The sequence below is a fragment of the Mesorhizobium sp. C120A genome (assembly GCF_030323105.1).
Taxonomy (GTDB): Bacteria; Pseudomonadota; Alphaproteobacteria; order Rhizobiales; family Rhizobiaceae; genus Mesorhizobium.
In genome coordinates, this window is the sequence record NZ_CP100476.1 from 1,156,842 (window position 1) to 1,174,739 (window position 17,898).

Consider the following 17,898-nt stretch of genomic DNA (forward strand, 5'->3'; position numbering starts at 1 on the left):
GCGAAGTGCCATTTTTCAGAGCAATGCGAACATGAAGCAGGCCATCGACACGATGGCGGTGATGGTGCGGACGTGGTTCCACATCACCCATTGATTCAGATGGTTCGCCCACACGGCTGCGCCATTGGCGCTGGCCGGGTCGACGGCGGCGAGCGCATCGTTGAGCGGCACATTGAAGACCATGGTCACGATCGGGTTGCCGATCAAATAGATCACGGCACCGGCAAGCAGCCAGTATGAACCGGACTGGCTCCACCCCCCCATGATAACGGCGGCGATAAGCACCAGACAGAGCAGGCCGGTGCCGAACAGCGCCGTCATGAAGGTGGGCGTGATCACGGTGATGTTGATCGAATTCATCGCCGCGATGCCTTGGGGGACCGGCAGCCGGGCAAGCGCCGCCATGATAAAGTTGGAAAAGGCGAAGAACACGCCGCCGACGACGCCCGAGCCGATTGCAGCGATGATGGTGAGGGTGGGAAGAAGCTTGATCATCTCAGTTGCTCCAGATGCCGGTTGCAGCGGTTTCATTTGCGTAGGCGGAAAAGTCTTTCGGCGCGCGGCCGAGCACACGCTGGACGCCGTCGGTCAGCGTCTCGTTGCGGCCGTCAAGCACTTCGGTGAACAGCTCGTTGAGCAGCCAGGCGATTTCGGGCGGCAGTTCGTATGCCGCCGTCGCGGCGGTGAATTCGTCATGCGAGATCTTGATATAGCGGATGTCGCGGCCGGTCGCCTTGGCGATCTCGGCAACCGCGTCGGCGAAGCTTAGCAGCCGCGGCCCGGTCAACTCATAGAGCTGGCCGACATGACCCGGTTCGGTCAGCGCAACGAAGGCAGCATCGGCGATGTCGTCGACATCGACGAAGGGCTCGCCAACAGGGCCGACAGGCAAAGCCACTTCGCCTTGCCGCAAGGACTCGACGAGAAAACCTTCGCTGAAATTCTGCGAAAACCAAGCGCAACGCAGGATCGTCCAGTCAGCGCCCGAGGCTTTGACCATCTCTTCGGCGCGCTGGGCTTCGGTCTCGCCGCGGCCGGAGAGCAGCACCATGCGGGTGACGCCATTTGCCGCCGCAAGCCTGGCGAAGGCGCCGACGGTCTCGGCGGCGCCCGGCACGGCGATGTCGGGATAGTAACTGATGTAGACGGCGCCCACGCCCTGCATGGCAGGCTCCCAGGTCACCGGAACCTCCCAGTCGAAGCGGGGGCTGCCGGAACGCGAGCCGATGCGCACGGGAATGCCCTGAGAGGTCAGCCGCTCGGCGAGGCGACGGCCGGTCTTGCCAGTGCCACCGAGGATCAGGACTGGTTTGGTGTTAGTCATTGTGGCTTTCCTTTGTTTACAAATGTGAGTAATCCTCACATTTGCAAAACGTGATAAACCCTCGTATTTTGCGCGTCAAGTCGTTTGTTGGCAGATTTTGTCGAGGCCGGGGGCCGTCATGGAAGACACAGCAACGCCCGCATCTGAGGAGCAGGTCGCATCGCCGCGACGGGCGCCCACCCAGCAGCGCAGCCGCGAGCGGGTCGAGCGCATGCTGGCCGCAGCCTCGGCGCTGATTGCCGAGCAAGGCAGCGACGCCATGCGCATGGGCGAGGTGGCGGAACGGGCCGCGGTGTCGATCGGCTCGCTCTACCAGTTCTTTCCCGACAAGCGGGCGATCGTCTGGGCGCTGGCCGAGCGCTACACCGCCGAAAGCCAGGCCTGCATCTCCTCGGCGCTCAAGGATGTCGTCGACGCCGAGGGCCTGCGGCAGGCGTTTTCGGAGCTGGTGGATATCTACTATCAGCTGTTCCTGGCCGAGCCGGTGATGCGCGACATCTGGTCGGGCACGCAGGCCGACAAGGCGCTGCGCCAGCTCGAACTCGCCGACAGCCGGGCAAATGCCGAATTCCTGACCATGGTGCTGAAGCGGCTGCATCCCGGCGCCGATCCGGTGGCGCTGGAGACCACAGCGTTTCTGGTCTGGCAGATGGGCGAGGCTGCCGTGCGGCTGGCGATCTCGGTCGACCGGCAGGAGGGCGACAGGCTGGTCGCCGCCTACAAGCGCATGGCGCTGCGGGAATTGGTGGACGGGTAGGCTCGCACCACTCTGGGAAGGGTCGCTTCGAAGCAGCAGGGTGGAGGCGTCGGACCGCACCCGACCCTTGGGCCGACCTCCCCACAAGCGGGAGGTATCGGGCGCGTTAGCTTGAAGCGACTGACTTTGGCGGCAACAAAAAACCCGCCACAAGGGCGGGTTCTTGATTCAGCGATACAGGTAAACTTTAGAGGCCGAAGCCTTCGAAGCGCTTCTTGAACTTCGACAGGCGGCCGCCGCGGTCGAGCAGGGTCTGCTGGCCGCCGGTCCAGGCCGGGTGCGTGGTCGGGTCGATATCGAGGTTCATCGTATCGCCTTCCTTGCCCCAGGTCGAACGGGTCGAGTATTCGGTGCCATCGGTCATGACGACCTTGATGGTGTGGTAGTCGGGATGGATATCGGCCTTCATTGTCGTGCTTCCTGGCTTGTGGCGCTACAGACGGGCCCGCGGCCTGCGTCGATGCGCCCCTTTTTAAAACTCGAAGCCGCAGCTATTGAAAAGCCACGGCTTCTAAAACGGTCGGCGAGCCTATACATCAGCCGGAATTGAATCACAAGGCCGCGGCAGGCGCATATTGAAAGCGCCCACCTGGAAGCGGCCAGAGGAAACGGTCATGGCGGACATCAGCGGCGAGCAAGACGGGCGCAGGCGCTCGCTCGGGCCGCTCAGGCGCCTATATCCCTACATATTCCGCTACCGCAAACTGGTCATAGGCGCCCTCATTTCGCTCGCCATCGCCGCGGCGACGACGCTGGCGCTGCCGCTGGCCGTGCGGCGCATGATCGACCACGGTTTCAGCGCTTCCGGCACCGTCTTCATCGCCGAATATTTCGCCGCTTTGGTGGCGATGGCAGCCATTCTGGCGGCGGCATCGGCCGGACGCTACTACTTCGTCATCACGCTCGGCGAGCGGGTCGTTGCCGACATCCGCAGCGACGTGTTTTCGCATGTCACGACGCTTTCGCCGTCCTTCTTCGACACCGCCCAGTCGGGCGAGATCGTCTCGCGGCTTGCCGCCGACACCACGCAGGTGAAATCCGCCGTCGGCGCCACCGCCTCCGTGGCGTTGCGCAACGTCATCCTCGGCCTTGGCGCGGTGGCGATGATGGTCGTCACCAGCCCGAAACTGTCGGGCCTGGTGATCGCGGCCATTCCGCTCATCGTGCTGCCGCTGGTCGCGTTCGGCCGTTCGGTGAGGCGCCGGTCACGGCAGGCGCAGGACACGCTGGCGCAAGCGACCGCCTATGCCAGCGAGCAGATCGGCGCGGTGCGCACGCTGCAGGCGTTCACCAACGAGACGCTGGTCACCGGGCGGTTCTCGGCCGCGGTGGAAGCCGCCTTCCAAGCGGCGCGCTCGTCGATCTTCTCCCGCTCGCTGCTCACCTTCTTTGCCATCTTCATGATCTTTTCCTCGGTCGTGGCGGTGTTGTGGTTCGGCTCGCGTGACGTGCTTGCCGGCACGATGTCGCCCGGTACGCTCGGCCAGTTCCTGCTTTACTCCGTGTTTGCCGCAGGCGCGCTGGGCGCACTGTCGGAAGTCTGGGGCGAGCTTGCCCAGGCGGCGGGTGCGGCCGAAAGGCTGACCGAGATACTCGACGAGACGCCGGCGATTCAACCGCCGGCCAATCCGCTGCCGCTGCCCGCCAAGGCGACAGGCGCGATCAGCTTCGACGACGTCTCCTTCTCCTACCCGGCAAGGCCGGACCGTGCCGCCGTCCACGGCTTGAGTTTTCAGGTCAAGCCCGGCGAGACGGTGGCGATCGTCGGCCCGTCGGGCGCCGGAAAGAGCACCGTCTTTTCGCTGATCCTGCGCTTCTACGATCCAGAAACCGGCCGCATCGCCATTGACGGCGTCGACGTGCGCGAAGCCGATCCGGCTGAAGTGCGGGAGCGCATTGCGATCGTGCCGCAGGATGTCACCATCTTTGCGGCAAGCGCGCGCGACAATATCGGCTTTGGCCGGCCGGGCGCGACGAATGCCGAGATCGAGGCCGCCGCCAGGGACGCGCTGGCCGACGAGTTCATCCTCAGGCTCGACAAGGGCTACGACAGCCAGGTCGGCGAGCGCGGCGTCACCTTGTCCGGCGGCCAGCGCCAGCGCGTGGCGATCGCCCGCGCCATCCTGCGCGACGCGCCGATCCTGCTGCTCGACGAGGCCACGTCGGCGCTCGACGCCGAAAGCGAAACGCTGGTGCAGACGGCGCTGGAACGGCTGATGCAGGGCCGCACCACCATCGTCATCGCCCACCGGCTGGCGACCGTGCTGAAGGCCGACCGCATCCTGGTCATGGATGGCGGCCGCATCGTCGAGGAAGGCACGCACCAGAGCCTGGTCGCCAAGGGCGGAATCTATGCAAGGCTGGCCAAGCTGCAGTTCGAAACCGGAGCAAGCGCCTTCAGGGGTGCCGCGGAGTAGCAACCCGCAATCAGGCGGGACCATACCGCTTGCGGAGATGCTCGGTGAAATGCGCGGCATTCAGTTTCTCGCCGGTGGCGCGCTCAAGCAGTTCGGGCGTCGACCAGCGCGATCCCTGCGACCAGATCTTGTCGCGGCGCCAGTCATTGATGGCGGCGAAATTGCCCCTGGCGAGATCGCTGTCGGCTGAAGGATGGTCGCGCGTCAGCGCAGCCCATTGCTGCGCCGCCATCATGGCGCCCAGCGTATAGGACGGGAAATAGCCGAAGGCGGCGCCCGGCCAATGCACGTCCTGCATCGGTCCGTCGGCTGGGTTGTCGATGGTCGAAAGGCCAAGATACTCCCGCATCTTGGCGTCCCACGCTTCGGGCAGGTCGGCCGCCTGCAGCCGCCCCGAGACCAGCTCCTGCTCCAACTCGTAGCGCAGGATGACATGCAGCGGGTAGGTTACCTCGTCCGCGTCGACGCGGATCAGGCCGCGCTCGACCCGGTGCACATGCGGCAGGATGTCGTCGAGCGACCAGGCTTCGCCGAGATGCTTTTCGACCACGGGCAGCGCCCAGCGCCAGAATTCGGGGTTGCGGCCGACCTGTTTCTCGACGAACAGGCTCTGGCTTTCATGCACCGCCATGCCGCGCGCCTTGCCGAGCGGCCAGTGCGCCCAGGCCTTCGGCAGGTTCTGCTCGTAGAGCGCATGGCCGGTCTCGTGCAGCACGCCCATCAAGGCCGACAGGAAGTCGGACGTTTTGTAGCGGGTGGTGATGCGCACGTCGCTCGGCACGCCGCCGCAGAAGGGATGGTGCGATACGGACAGAGAACCGTGGGTGAGGTCGAAGCCGACCGAAGCCATCATGGCGAGACCAAGCTCGCGCTGCCGGTCGATCGCATAGCTGCCGGAGAGCGGCTTCACGGGATGCCTGGCCAGGCGCGCTTCCTGCGCGGCCAGGGCTTCCGGCACGAAGCCCTTCAGGAATGTCTTCAGCTCGGTGAAGACCGGCGTGATGTCGGCGGCGCGGTTGCCAGGATCGTATTGCTCCATCAGTGCGTCGTAGGGATCGAGGCCGAGCGCGTCGGCGCGCAAAGCGGCTTCCTCGCGCACCAGCGCGATGACACCTTCGAGCGCCGGCAGGAAGCCTGCCCAGTCATTCTTGGCGCGCAGGTCGCGCCAGAGCTGCTCGGAGCGCATACGCGCCACCGTCTGGCGCTCGACGAATTCGACCGGCAGGCAGGTCAGGTTGGTGTATTGGCGACGCAGTTCGCGGACCGCCGCCTGCTGCTCCTCGTTCAGCGCCTCCTGTTCGGCGGCGGCGAGCCAGTCGGCGATCTCCGGCGCGGTAGCCCTGATATGCAGCATCCCGGCCAGGGACGACATGGCTTCGGCGCGCTTCTCGCCGCCGCCGACGGCCATGTGGGTCGCCTCGTCGGCGCCGAGGATAGCGAGCGCATGTTCCAGCGCTTCGAGCTTGTGGCCGAGATCATCGAGCTTCTGAAAAGACATGGCAGGTTCCGCGTTTTGGACCGCGGGAAAAGATACCAACGCGCCAGGATTGGCAACCCTCAAAGGTGGCTTTCGCCGATGCAGCTTGCGCCGATGAGCTTGTGCGTGGAATGCTGGCTGGCGGTGGAACACCGCCATGCAGGGGAGACTAAGATGATCGGCAATATCCTGGTCGGGCTGGTGGCCCTGATCCACCTCTACATCGTCTATCTGGAGATGGTGGCGTGGGACACACCGCGCGGGCACAGGGCGTTCAACCTCAAGCCGGACTTCGCCAGCGCATCGAAGGTGCTCGCCGCCAATCAGGGGCTCTACAACGGCTTCCTTGCCGCCGGGCTGATCTGGGGCCTCTATCTCGGCGCAGCCGGATTCCAGATCAAGGTGTTCTTCCTGCTTTGCATCGCCGTCGCCGGCCTCTATGGCGCGGCGACTGCCAGCCGGAAGATCCTCTATATTCAGACCGTGCCGGCGGTGCTGGCCCTCGCTGCGCTGTGGCTGGGCTGGTGACAAAAAAGACGCCCTCGGAGCCAGATCCGGGGGCGTCAGACAGTCCCTTCCTCATTCCTGGAGATATCAGAGCGGATCTCAGCCGTTCGGATAATTTCCGCCGTCGGAGCCATCACCGATCATGAAGCCGCTGCCGGTGTCGGACATCAGCCTCTGATCGACATTGTCGAGGCGGCGCAGCAGATCGTGATATTGCGCGGCCGGGATCCGGCCATGGTCCGAAGCGGCGACCCGTTCGGCGGCCTGGCCGATATGCGCAGCACGCAGATGCAGCCACTGCGCTTCCGAGGTCGAGATGCCCTTCGTCTCGCGCGCATCCGTGATGCCCTGTTCGACGCCCCGCACCTGCTCGATCAGGCCGGTCACGCGCGGACCGGTCATGTCGGTCGGGTCGCTGGCGTCGAGGGCGCCCTTGTGATGTCCGGCGGCATAGGCGCCGGCGAGTGGAACAGTGATCAGAAGTGTCGTGAGGGTTGCGGTCCTGAGAGTCTTCAAAGAGCGCATGATGTGCGTCTCCTCCTGCTATGGAAGGGGCAAGCGCTTTCGCTCCGCCTTCCGGAAGCGGGCCGTCCGGTTCCGTCGCGTCGCGATGGGAGGCATCGCCGGCGGTTCTCGGCCCTGCGCGTCAAAGTAGGAGCCCGGAAACGCGAAGTGTAATTAAAGAAAGATAATGTTTTCAGGCCTTGCCGACCTGGCGTTGCGCCCTAGAGTTGAGCCGGCAAACAATTTCGCGTGACTGAAAATCACCGTTCGGTGAGCTTCAGTTCAATGCGTCGGTTCTTGTTGCGGGCGTCTTCGGTGTCGGCGGGGTCGAGCGGCTGGAATTCGCCGAAGCCGGCCGCAACCAGCCGGTTGGCGGGCACGCCGTTCTCGATCAGGAACTTGACCACCGAGGTCGAACGCGCCGTCGACAATTCCCAATTGTCGCGATAGCGGCCGGCGCCGGACAGCGGCTTGTTGTCGGTGTGGCCGTCGACGCGCAGCACCCAGTTGATCTCGGGCGGGATTTCCTTTTGCAACTCGATGATGGCATCGGCGAGCTTCTTCATCTCGACCTTGCCGGCATCGTTGATCACTTCCGACCCGGTCGGGAACAGAACTTCCGACTGGAAGACGAAGCGGTCGCCGACGATGCGGATGTTCTCGCGGTCGGCGAGGATTTCGCGCAGGCGGCCGAAGAAGTCGGAGCGATAGCGGTTCAGCTCCTGCACGCGCTGCGCCAGCGCGACGTTGAGCCGACGGCCGAGATCGGCGATCTTGGTGTTGGAATCGCGGTCGCGCGTTTCGGACACATTGAGGGCGTCCTCGAGCGCGCCGATCTGCTTGCGCAGTGCTGCGATCTGCTGGTTCAGGATCTCGACCTGGCTCAGCGCCTGCTGGCTGATCTGGCGCTGGCTGTCGAGTTCGCCGCCGAGTTCCGCGGCGCGCTGGGTGGCGGCGTCGCCGGCGCCGGCACCTTGCGCCAGCAGCTGCTCGAGCCGGCTCTTCTCAGCTTCGGCGGCCGACAGCGACGCCTGCAGATTGGCCAGCGAATCGTCCTTGTCCTGCGCGCTCGAGCGCTCCAGCGCCAGCAACTGCGTCAGTTCGTTGATCTGCGAGTTGAGGCGCGTGAGCGCCGTATCCTTGCCGGAGAGTTCGCGTCCGAGCAGGAACTGCGCCAGCACGAAAACGGTGAGCAGGAACATGATGGCGAGCAGCAGCGTCGACAGCGCGTCGACGAAGCCCGGCCAATAGTCGATCCGGCGATCGGTGCGCCGGCCCCTGGCGAGAGCCATGCTAGTGGACCCCGGGTTTCTTCAGCGCGTCGGCGATCTTTTCCAGCGTGTTGCGCATCGCCTTCTGCTCGTCCGACTGGGCCTCGACCCAGTCGCGCATGATCTGCTGCTCGGAGCGCATGTTCTTGACCAGGCCGGAAATGCCGTCGGCGAGATTGGCCATGGCGGTGGCGACGCGCGGATTGGAGCCGCCGCCGCTTTCCTGCATGCTGCGCAGCCGTTCCGACAGGACCCGGATCTCGTCGGAGGATTCAGTCTTGGCCGGGTCGGCGACGGCGATGTCGGAGGAGAGATCGGTGACCGAGGACAGCCAGTTTTCAAGCTCGGTATAGAAGCGGGTCTGCGCGCGGCCGGCCTGCAGGTCGAGGAAGCCTAGCACCAGCGACCCGGAAAGGCCGAACAGCGAGGACGAAAAGGCCGTACCCATGCCGGCCAGCGGCGCCGACAGCCCCTGCTTCAGCGAATCGAGCACGGCGGCGGCGTCGCCGGTGCCGGGATCGAGCGATTCGATGGTTTCGCGGATCGAGCCGATGGTGTTGAGCAGGCCCCAGAAGGTGCCGAGCAGACCGAGGAACACCAGCAACCCGACGAGATAGCGCGAGGTGTCGCGGCTTTCGTCGAGGCGGGTGGCGATCGAATCCAGCATGGTGCGCATCGAAGACGTCGAGAAGGCGACCGTCGAGGAGCGGCCGATCATCGCCTTCATCGGCGCCAGCAGCACCGGCTCGGTGGTTTCGGAACCGGCGCGGAAGGAATTGACCCAGCGCACTTCGCGAAACAGTCGTCCGACCTGGGCGAAGGCAAGCAGGATGCCGACCACAAGGACGCCGACGATCAGGCCGTTGAGGCCGGGATTGCTCCCGAAAGCGGTCGAGATCTGGCGGGTGAGGATGGCGGCGATGAAGGCGACGATGACCAGGAAGATGACCATGGTCAGGAGGAAGACCTGCGGGCTCGACAGTTTGTGCGGATCGTACATCAGGACATCAGAACGCCTGCCCACGCCGAAGGATCTGAGAAAAGCCATCCGTGCCCCGTTTCCGATGCTCTATTTGCCTTGACGCAATTCCGAACGGGAAGCCGCTCATACTTCCCTGGAACCGCTCCAGTGCCGCCGATCACGTAATTCGCGACTCTAAACGGAATTGTGACCAAATTGAATGGCGCTTGGCAATATTGCCCGACTGTCGGGCCGCACCACGCCGTTCAGAGGCGGTTGACGACCAGGCAGTCGACCATGGCGGCAAGATGCAGCCCGGCGCCGGTGACGACAAAGCCGTGCCAGAGGGCATTGTGAAAGCGCAGGCGTTTCCAGGCGAAGAAGATGACGCCGCAGGAGTACACGATGCCGCCGGCGACAATCAGCGCGATCGAGGTCGTCGGCAACGTCGCCACCAGCGGCTTGACCAGGACGACGCCGCTCCAGCCGATGGCGAGATAGAAGACAATGGCCAGACGATCGAAGCGGCCGGGCAGGAACACTTTCATGGCAATGCCGGTCAAAGCAGCGGTCCAGACAAGGACAATCATCGGCAGCGCCAGCGGCGAGCCGTCGAGCTGGGCCAGAAAGGGCGTGTAGGTCGCGGCGATCAGGAGATAGATCGCCGCATGATCGAAGCGCCGCAAGATCCACTTCGCCGGCGACGTCACCGGCCACAGATTGTAGGTCAGCGAAATCGACAGCACAGTCAGCAGCGACACCACGAAGATGGCGGCGGCGATGTATTCGCCGGGACCGGCATGGAAGGCGGCCAGCGCCAGCAACGCCGAGCCGGCGGCTATCGCCAGCACGATGCCGACCGCATGGACGATGCCATCGGCGATCATCTCCGCACGCGAGTAGTGCCAACGCCCGACATAAGGGATTTCAACTGGCTGGTCTGGCTGCGCTTCTCGCGAGGATAGTGAAGGTATGCTCGTCATAAAAAATCCTGCGTCACCCTTATCTGGGCGGCCGCCGGGCAGTATTTCAAGCTTTGATTGCGGTTTTGCGACTGCGGCGCTTCAGCACGCCGCGCCGGCATGCCAAGTGATCAGCGCGCCGAAAGCGGCTTCTTCACCGCCTTGAGCAGCGCGCGCTGTATGACCTCGTTGCCGGCGACGAGCGAACCCGCTTCGAGCATATCCTGGCCGCCATCCATGTCGGAGACGAAGCCACCGGCCTCGCGGATCAGCAGCAGGCCGGCGGCAATGTCCCAGGCCGAAAGGCCGGTTTCCCAAAAGCCGTCCATGCGGCCGGCGGCGACATAAGCGAGATCGAGCGCGGCGGAACCCAGGCGGCGCACGCCCGAGACCTCGGCCATCACATTGCGCAACTCGACGAGGAAATTGCCGTGCTGGCCGCGGCCGAGATGCGGCACGCCGCAGCCGATGACGCAGTCGGTGAGCTTGCTGCGGCCGGCAACGCGCAGCCGGCGATCGTTCATGAAGGCGCCGCCGCCGCGCTCGGCGGTGTAGAGCTCATCCATTGCCGGATTGTAGATGACGGCGGCGACCAACTGGCCCTGTCGCTCCAGCGCGATCGAGATGGAAAAGATCGGAATGCCGTGCAGGAAATTGGTGGTGCCGTCGAGCGGGTCGACGATCCAACGGTGCTGGTCGTCGTCCCCTGCGATCATGCCGCGCTCTTCCATCAGGAAGGCATAGCCCGGCCGTGCCTTCGACAGTTCGGCAAACAGAATGTCCTCGGCCTTGCGGTCGGCTTGGCTGACATAGTCGCCCGGTCCCTTCATCGACACCTGCAGGTTCTGCACCTCGCCGAAGTCGCGCGACAGCGAGCGGCCGGCCTTCATGGCGGCCTGGACCATGACATTGAGAAGTGCGGAGCGTGCCATCGTATCTGTTCCTGCCTACGCGTCAGTCTGCGCGGCGCATGTAGGTGAGTTCGTTGGTGTCGACGACGATGCGTTCGCCGGCGCCGATGAATGGCGGCACCAGCACGCGGATGCCGTTTTCCAGCACCGCCGGCTTGTACGAGGACGCGGCCGTCTGGCCCTTCACCACCGGGTCGGCCTCGGTGATGGTCAGCGTCACCTGGTCGGGCAGCGAAATGCCGATCGGCCTGTCCTCATAGAGCTGAACCGTCACCATCATGCCGTCCTGCAGGAAGGCGGCGCGGTCGCCGACGAAATCCTTCGCCAGCTCGAGCTGCTCGTAGCTCTGCGTGTCCATGAACACCAGTGCGTCGTCCTGGGCGTAGAGGAAGGAAAAATCCTTCAGGTCGAGCCGGATCTGCTCGACGGTCTCGGCCGAGCGGAAGCGCTCGTTGAGCTTGGTGCCGTTGATCAGGTTCTTCAGTTCGACCTGGTTGTAGGCGCCGCCTTTGCCGGGCTTGACGGTGTTGGTCCTGACCGCCACCCAAAGGCCGCCATCGTGCTCGATGACATAGCCGGGACGGATTTCGTTGCCATTGATCTTGGCCATGATGAGATTGATCCGGGATGCTACCAACGGCTTGGCCGTTGGTATGGGGATGGTCGCTGGACAAGCGATTTCGGGCCCCCAAGACCACAAATCGGCAGGAGAGGCAAGGGATGCCAGATCGCCCGACAAGGGCTGGTAGCCTCAAACCTGGGCTGCAATGACTTTGCCGACGGCCTCGACTATGGCATCCGCAGCCTCAGTCAGCCGGTTGAGATGAGGCGAACGAAGTGCGGCGACCTGCAAGGAAAGGTCGACATCTTCCGTGTTGACCAGCATGAGGCCGTCGGGAAGTCCGCGCCTTGCACGACGCAACGGCACTAGCCCAAGGCCGTGCCCCCGACGGACCCATTCCATCTGCAAGGCCAGATCCTGTATCTCCGCCGCGATCTCGAAATAACGCCTTCCGCCGACCAGAACGGACATGAGTTTCTGGCGCGCGTCGCAAGGGGCCGGACTAAGCACCCACGGCATGGGTGTCCGGCCACCGTCTTCCGGATCGGCGACGGTGGACGCAGCTATGACGCCAAGACGTTCAGTGCCAAGCGCTTCCGGACCTGGCTTGTCCGACGATCGCAGAACAATCGTCACATCGAGCTCGCCGCGTTCGAATTGATCGATCAGTTCGGCGCTCCAGCCGGTCTTGAGCCGTAGCGACACTTTCGGGAACGCCGCCGCGGCGTTGGCGATGGCCCCGGCGATGTCGCGGTCCGAGAGGCCATGGGCGAGACCCAGGCGGAACAGTCCTTCCGGCTCGGTCTTTCCGGCGAAGGATTTCAGCGCTTCTACGGAAGCGATGATATCGCGGCCGCGCGCCAGCACTTCCAGCCCCGTCGGCGTCAGTCGCGGCGGCTTTTGCCGGCGGTCGAGCAGCGTCGTGCCAAGCATGTCCTCCAGCCGCTGGATTTGCCGGGTCACAGCCGGCTGCGTCAGCGGCAGGCGCCGGGCGACCTTCTGGATCGAGCCCTCCTCGGCAAACAGGGCGAGCGTGCGCAATTCCTCAAGCATAGCTAGAACCATGTCTCGTAGCATAATCATTGTAAACATTATGAATTTGAAATCCATCGCCTGGCAAGCAATTTTCCTTTCAAACGAAAGGACGACGACAATGAAGGCAATCGAACTGCAGAAGCCGGGCGGCATCGACAACCTCAAGATGGTCGAACGACCAATGCCGGAGCCCGGCCGTCAGGAGATGATCGTCAGGGTAAAGGCGACGGCGCTCAACTACCGCGATGTCGAGATCGCGCGCGGCAGCTATCACACGACATTCCCCTTGCCGCTGGTGCCGCTTTCCGACGGCGTCGGCGAGGTCGTGGCGCTTGGCTCCGAGGTCAGCCGCTTCAAGGTCGGCGACCGGGTCTGCGGCACGTTCTGGCAGCGATGGGTCGGCGGCAGCTTCGCCATGGCCGAACCCTCATACCAGCGCGGCGGCCCCATCGACGGTTTGCTGAGCGAATTCGCCCGGCTGGACGAACAGGCGGCTGTCATCGCGCCGGCGCATCTCAGCGACGTAGAGGCGGCGACGTTACCCTGCGCCGCCGTCACCGCTTGGCATGCCTTGTTTACGGAAGGCAACCTCAAGCCGGGCGAGACCGTGCTCAGCCTCGGCACGGGCGGCGTATCGCTGTTTGCCATGCAGTTCGCGAAGGCGGCCGGCGCGCGGGTCGTCGTTACGTCGAGCAGCGATGAGAAGCTTGCCCGGGCGAAGGGGCTTGGCGCGCATGATGGCGTCAACTACCGCGACAATCCGGATTGGTCGTCGGCCGTGCTGGCGCTGACCGATGGCCGCGGCGCCGATCACATCATCGAAGTCGGTGGTCCCCAAAGTTTCGCGCAGTCGCTCAAGGCGTCGGCGCGCGGCGCCCAGATCAACGTCATCGGCTATCTCGGCGGCAGCGAAGGGGTGATCAATCCGCTCGACATCTTCCGACGCCAGGTGAAAGCACGCGGCATACCGGTCGGCTCGCGCGAGTCCTTCGAAGCGATGAACCGGGCGCTCGCCGTCAATCGGCTGCGGCCGGTGATCGACCGGGTCTTCCCATGGGCAGAGGCAGCGCAGGCCTTTCGCCATCTCGAACACGGCTCTCCCTTCGGCAAGGTCGTGCTGGATCATACAGAGTGACGTTGCGTGTCAGGGCAGGCGGTTGGCCTTCTGCAAGGCTTGCTTTGTCTGATCGTCGGTCAGCCCTTGCAGGAAATCGTCCATCTCCGGATCGATAAGGCCGGCGCGGCGGGCGACCACATACCAGGCCCCGGCCAGGATCAGGTCGGGGTCGGTTCCGATGCCGCCCATATAGAGCTTTGCCAACCGGTTCTGGGCAGCGACATTGCCGCCTTCAGCTGCCTGCTTCATCCAGTTGAAGCCGGATTTCAGGTCGCGAACACCGCCCCGGCCCTCGATCATCCAGGCGGCAAGATCGATCTGCGCGGTGTCGTAGTTCTGCCTGGCAGCCTGTGCCAGCAAGCTGCGGGCCTTTGCATCGTCGCGGGTCTTGCCGCCGACGCCATTGGCATAGACCTGCGCCATCGCATACTGGGCGTCGGCAAGCCCTGTCGCCGCGGCACGCTCATAATAAGGCACAGCCCTGGCGATGCCGGCATCGCCCGGATCCTGCTGCACGAGCAATTGCGCGAAGTTGAACTGCGCCAGCCGGTTGCCGGCCTCGGCGGCGGCCTGCATCAGCGCATAAGCTCCCTTCTCGTCCTTCTTGACGTAGCGGCCGTCGAGCAGCATCAGCGCATACTGGAACTGCGATTCAGGAATCCCCTGCTCGGCGGCCTGCGCATACCATTTGGCGGCTTCCGCAGGGTTGAGCGGCACGCCCAACCCGCGCGACAGGATCTCGGCCACCAGCGTTTGCGCCGCCGGGTCGCCATTCTGAGCCCGTACCAACGCCAGATTGTAGGCCGTCTTGTAAAGGCCGCGCTGGAAAGCGCCATAGGCGGGGTCCGCCGGCTTGGCGCCGAAACGTTCGGGGTTGATGGCGTCGGCCGACGGCAGCGGCGCGGTTGTCGCCGGCTGCGGCAGCGGGGTGTCGATCGGCTTGTCGATATGGGCGCCGGAATCCGTGGCACCGGCTTTTGGGGCACCCGCATCGGGAGCGATCGCATCCGGCACGCTGAGGGCGGGCGCGCTGGTGTCCGGCCTCGGCTGCGGCAGCGGAACGGTCTCCGCCGCGATCGCTGCCCCGCTCATCAAGGCTGCAACGAGAATCGCGAGAGGAAGTCCAGGTCGGCGCACGTCAGCCCTCGAAGCGCGGCGCGGTTTGGTCGAGCAGCGCATTGGCGGCAGCAATCGCCGCCTTCGGATCGGCGCCTTCGGCGAAGACAGCGCTTGAGACGGCCACGAACTCGGCGCCAGTGGCGGCCACCGCTTCTACCGAAGCGATGGCGGAACCGGCCATGACGACGCAAGGGATCTCAATCACGTCCGCCCACCATTGCCCAAGCGACAGGTTGCGCGGATGCGGTTCCGGCTTGTTGTCGTAGCCGAAGCGGCCGAAGAAGATGTAGTCGGGCCTGGTTTCGCCGAGTTCCAGCGCGTCGTCGCGCGTCTTGGCGCCACCGGCGCCGACCATCATCTTGCCCTGGAAGTGTTCGATGGTCTCGGCGAGCGCGTCCTTGGAAACCTCGACATGAATGCCGTCGGCCTGGACACGGCCGGCAATGCGGGTATCGCCGGCGATGATGACGGCGATGCCGGCCGCTTGCGCCGCCGGTACGATCTGTTCTGCAAAGGCCTGGAAGGCAGCCTCGTCCATGCCGTTCTCAGGCAGGATCAGCGAAGCGATATCACCGCCGTCGAAGGCAGCCGCAATGCGCTGCGCCGGAGCGTCCTTGGGTGCGATCAGCACGATGCGGCAGCGGTTGGGGGGTGTTGCGTCGTTCATGGCTTTCGATCCCGGGTTTCGCCTATGCCCGGCGAAGATGGTTGCATTGCGGCATAGAACAAAGCGCCCGCCTTGAACAGGCGGGCGGGGAACGATGCGCTGGCTTTGGTTTACGATCGCCGGCGAGCCGACGCTCTGCGGCTCATTTGACGGCTTGCGGGCTTTCGGCCGGCGATTTGGCCCTCCACAAAGTCCAGCCGAGATTCATGCCGGCGGCGGCGATCAGGATCGCGGCTGCGCCGACGAGCTGGGCCGGATGCAGCCGGTGGCCGAAGGCCATCACATCGACCAGGATCGCAACGACAGGATAGATGAAGGACAGCGACCCCTGCAGATGCGTCGGCAGTTTCTGGATGGCGGCGTACATCAATATGTACACCAGGCCGGTGTGAACGACGCCAAGCATGGCCAGCATGGCCCAGCTCCAGGCATCGGCGGGCAAATGCGAGAGGTTGGCAAAGGGCGCCAGCATGACGACGCCGACGCAGACCTGGATCAGCGCGATCAGATGCGGCGGGGTGCCCTTGAGCTTCTTGGCGACGATTGCCGCGACAGCCCAGAAGAAGGCCGCTCCGAGCGCCATGACGATGCCGATGACATAATCTGTGCCGGTTATGCCGGAACCGACACCCGCATCGGGCCCTGTCTGCACGATTAGCAGCATGCCGGCGAACGCGATGCCGAGCCAGGTCAGCTTGGCCAGGGTCAGCCGCTCGCCGAAGAACAGCGCGCCGAAGCCGACCAGCATGAAGGGCTGCGTGTTGTAGACCGCCGTGGCAATCGAGATCGAGGCGCGGGAGAAGGCGCTGAACAGCAACAGCCAGTTGATGACGATAGCCGCGCCGCCAAGAGCGGCGATGGCAACAATGCGCAGCGTCAGCCTGCCGCGCAGCAGCCCGAGTGCCGCGCAGGTGATCAGCAGCGCCACTGCGCCGAAGGCGCAGCGCCAGAACACCACGTCCATAACGGGCTGGCCCGACATGACGACAAACCAGCCGATCGTGCCGACAATCGTCATCGCCGCCGTCATCTCGATCGTGCCGCGTACCGTGTTGTCCATGACAATACCTCTATCTGTTGAGGCCATAATCTCATGCCATCTTGAGGGTTTATATACCCTATGAAAGGTGATAGGGGGGCAGGACCTTATTTAACAAGGCGCGCGCTGCCCTTTTGCGAGGAGATGAAAATGCTGGACGAGTTGGACAGAAAGCTTCTCGACATCCTGATCCTGGATTCGCGGACTTCGTTGAAGGATCTGGCGCAGCAGGTCGGGCTGTCATCGCCGAGCGTCTCGGAACGACTGCGGCGGCTCGAGGAACGCGGCGTCATCCGCGCCTTCACCATCGAGATCGACCCGGAGGCGCTGGGGTTTCCGTTGCAGGCGATCGTGCGGGTGCGGCCACTGCCGGGCAAGCTGCACATCGTGCAGAAGCTGATCGAGGAGATCCCGGAATTCGGCGAATGCGACAAGGTCACCGGCGACGACTGTTTCGTGGCCCGGCTCTACGTGCGCTCCATCGGCGAGCTCGACAAGCTTCTCGACCGCATCGCCGACAAGGCGGAAACCAGCACCGCCATCATCAAGGCGCAGCCGATCCGGCGCCGTCCTCCACCGCTGAACTAAAGCTCCAATTTGTAACCGATGTGGCTGGCCTTGAAGCCGAGCCGGTCATAGAAGCGATGCGCGTCCTGGCGGCTCTTGTTGGTGGTCAGCTGGATAATCTTGCAGCCACGTTCACGGCACTGTTCGATCGCCCATTCCAGCAGACGCTGTCCCAGCCGTTCGCCGCGGCGGTCTGCGACGACGCGCACAGCCTCGATCTGGCCGCGCAAGGCGCCCTGCAGCGACAGCCCGGCGAGATAGCTGATCTGCAACGTGCCGATGACGCGGCCGCTATCCGTCATCACGGCAAGAAACTGGTTGGGGTCGGCGTCGATGGCGGCAAAGGCGTCGCGATAGGCCTTGGCGAGTGGCTCGGTCGCATCCTCGCGGCTGCGGCCAAGCGGATCGTCGGCGAGCATGGCTACGATGGCAGGCAGGTCGGCCGCTTCGGCGCGGCGGATGTGGGGTTCGCTCATTGTCAAAAACCTGGGGTCAAAAACCTGGGGTCAAAACCTGGGGCCAAAACCTGGGGTCAAAACCTGATGTGCATCGGACGGCGCCCTTATGCATCGGCGGCGATCTTGCCGTAAATCCGGAACCGTCGCTTTACGCACAGTTGATCGACACGGCCGGCATTTTCCCGGTCGCGGCGCAAGGGTTTCTGGGCTATTGCAGGGCAACCGTCTTCCCTCCAGCATTTC

At 64.3% G+C, this 17,898-nt stretch carries 20 protein-coding genes; 5 read left to right on the forward strand and 15 right to left on the reverse strand.

The window, feature by feature from the left end:
• Positions 1-15 precede the first annotated feature (15 nt).
• Entirely contained in the window at positions 16-495 is a 480-nt protein-coding gene (locus NL532_RS05685; protein ID WP_023829286.1) for an anthrone oxygenase family protein, read from the reverse strand.
• 1 nt (position 496) lies between these two features.
• Positions 497-1,324 carry an NAD(P)H-binding protein gene (locus tag NL532_RS05690; protein ID WP_023829285.1) on the reverse strand — a complete coding sequence of 276 codons (828 nt, stop codon included), beginning with the start codon at positions 1,322-1,324 and terminating at the stop codon, positions 497-499.
• Positions 1,325-1,442: 118 nt separating this feature from the next.
• Between NL532_RS05690 and NL532_RS05695 the strand changes: the two genes are divergently transcribed.
• Positions 1,443-2,081, forward strand: coding sequence for a TetR/AcrR family transcriptional regulator (locus NL532_RS05695; protein WP_023829284.1), 639 nt, complete (start codon positions 1,443-1,445; stop codon positions 2,079-2,081).
• 187 nt (positions 2,082-2,268) lie between these two features.
• Here NL532_RS05695 and rpmE read toward each other — a convergent pair whose 3' ends face one another.
• Positions 2,269-2,490, reverse strand: coding sequence for a 50S ribosomal protein L31 (gene rpmE, locus NL532_RS05700; RefSeq protein ID WP_023668748.1), 222 nt, complete (start codon positions 2,488-2,490; stop codon positions 2,269-2,271).
• A 205-nt stretch (positions 2,491-2,695) separates the two neighbouring features.
• Between rpmE and NL532_RS05705 the strand changes: the two genes are divergently transcribed.
• Positions 2,696-4,498 (forward strand): ABC transporter transmembrane domain-containing protein, encoded by a 1,803-nt coding sequence (locus NL532_RS05705; protein WP_023668749.1) that lies wholly within the window; start codon positions 2,696-2,698, stop codon positions 4,496-4,498.
• Between the two features lie 10 nt (positions 4,499-4,508).
• Here the strand turns inward: NL532_RS05705 and NL532_RS05710 are convergent, their stop codons facing one another.
• Entirely contained in the window at positions 4,509-5,996 is a 1,488-nt protein-coding gene (locus NL532_RS05710) for a carboxypeptidase M32 (protein ID WP_023694585.1), read from the reverse strand.
• 153 nt (positions 5,997-6,149) lie between these two features.
• Here NL532_RS05710 and NL532_RS05715 point away from each other — a divergent pair, with 153 nt between their 5' ends.
• Positions 6,150-6,503: a DUF1304 domain-containing protein gene (locus NL532_RS05715; protein WP_023806573.1), complete on the forward strand. Its 354-nt coding sequence runs from the start codon at positions 6,150-6,152 to the stop codon at positions 6,501-6,503.
• A gap of 78 nt (positions 6,504-6,581) precedes the next feature.
• Here NL532_RS05715 and NL532_RS05720 read toward each other — a convergent pair whose 3' ends face one another.
• The 7 genes from NL532_RS05720 to NL532_RS05750 all read right to left on the reverse strand — a co-directional run bounded on the left by NL532_RS05720 (position 6,582) and on the right by NL532_RS05750 (position 12,706).
• Positions 6,582-7,007: a hypothetical protein gene (locus tag NL532_RS05720; protein ID WP_023688945.1), complete on the reverse strand. Its 426-nt coding sequence runs from the start codon at positions 7,005-7,007 to the stop codon at positions 6,582-6,584.
• A gap of 239 nt (positions 7,008-7,246) precedes the next feature.
• Positions 7,247-8,278, reverse strand: coding sequence for a peptidoglycan -binding protein (locus tag NL532_RS05725; protein WP_023684164.1), 1,032 nt, complete (start codon positions 8,276-8,278; stop codon positions 7,247-7,249).
• Position 8,279: 1 nt separating this feature from the next.
• On the reverse strand, positions 8,280-9,305 hold the full coding sequence (locus tag NL532_RS05730) for a MotA/TolQ/ExbB proton channel family protein (protein WP_023668754.1): 1,026 nt from the start codon (positions 9,303-9,305) through the stop codon (positions 8,280-8,282).
• A gap of 179 nt (positions 9,306-9,484) precedes the next feature.
• A complete protein-coding gene (gene trhA / locus NL532_RS05735; RefSeq protein WP_023829283.1) occupies positions 9,485-10,201 on the reverse strand; it encodes a PAQR family membrane homeostasis protein TrhA in 717 nt (238 codons plus the stop codon).
• Positions 10,202-10,311: 110 nt separating this feature from the next.
• Positions 10,312-11,112 carry an inositol monophosphatase family protein gene (locus NL532_RS05740; RefSeq protein WP_023684166.1) on the reverse strand — a complete coding sequence of 267 codons (801 nt, stop codon included), beginning with the start codon at positions 11,110-11,112 and terminating at the stop codon, positions 10,312-10,314.
• Between the two features lie 22 nt (positions 11,113-11,134).
• Complete coding sequence (gene efp / locus NL532_RS05745; protein ID WP_023668757.1) at positions 11,135-11,701, reverse strand: elongation factor P; 567 nt, start codon at positions 11,699-11,701, stop codon at positions 11,135-11,137.
• 141 nt (positions 11,702-11,842) lie between these two features.
• The gene (locus NL532_RS05750; protein ID WP_023829282.1) at positions 11,843-12,706 is read right to left on the reverse strand and encodes a LysR family transcriptional regulator; all 864 of its coding nucleotides are present in this window, start codon (positions 12,704-12,706) and stop codon (positions 11,843-11,845) included.
• 100 nt (positions 12,707-12,806) lie between these two features.
• Between NL532_RS05750 and NL532_RS05755 the strand changes: the two genes are divergently transcribed.
• Positions 12,807-13,823: a zinc-dependent alcohol dehydrogenase family protein gene (locus NL532_RS05755; protein WP_023829281.1), complete on the forward strand. Its 1,017-nt coding sequence runs from the start codon at positions 12,807-12,809 to the stop codon at positions 13,821-13,823.
• 9 nt (positions 13,824-13,832) lie between these two features.
• Here the strand turns inward: NL532_RS05755 and NL532_RS05760 are convergent, their stop codons facing one another.
• The 3 genes from NL532_RS05760 to NL532_RS05770 form a co-directional block, all read right to left on the reverse strand.
• Positions 13,833-14,897 (reverse strand): tetratricopeptide repeat protein, encoded by a 1,065-nt coding sequence (locus NL532_RS05760; protein WP_023716069.1) that lies wholly within the window; start codon positions 14,895-14,897, stop codon positions 13,833-13,835.
• Positions 14,898-14,943: 46 nt separating this feature from the next.
• On the reverse strand, positions 14,944-15,591 hold the full coding sequence (locus NL532_RS05765) for a thiamine phosphate synthase (protein ID WP_023716070.1): 648 nt from the start codon (positions 15,589-15,591) through the stop codon (positions 14,944-14,946).
• Positions 15,592-15,733: 142 nt separating this feature from the next.
• Positions 15,734-16,651, reverse strand: a complete 918-nt coding sequence (locus NL532_RS05770) for a DMT family transporter (protein ID WP_023728626.1) — start codon at positions 16,649-16,651, stop codon at positions 15,734-15,736.
• A 129-nt stretch (positions 16,652-16,780) separates the two neighbouring features.
• Here NL532_RS05770 and NL532_RS05775 point away from each other — a divergent pair, with 129 nt between their 5' ends.
• Positions 16,781-17,218: an Lrp/AsnC family transcriptional regulator gene (locus NL532_RS05775; protein ID WP_023704892.1), complete on the forward strand. Its 438-nt coding sequence runs from the start codon at positions 16,781-16,783 to the stop codon at positions 17,216-17,218.
• On the opposite strand, the gene NL532_RS05780 is transcribed toward NL532_RS05775, so the two are convergent.
• The gene (locus NL532_RS05780; RefSeq protein ID WP_023668764.1) at positions 17,215-17,673 is read right to left on the reverse strand and encodes a GNAT family N-acetyltransferase; all 459 of its coding nucleotides are present in this window, start codon (positions 17,671-17,673) and stop codon (positions 17,215-17,217) included. The genes NL532_RS05775 and NL532_RS05780 overlap by 4 nt on opposite strands.
• Between the last annotated feature and the right edge of the window lie 225 nt (positions 17,674-17,898).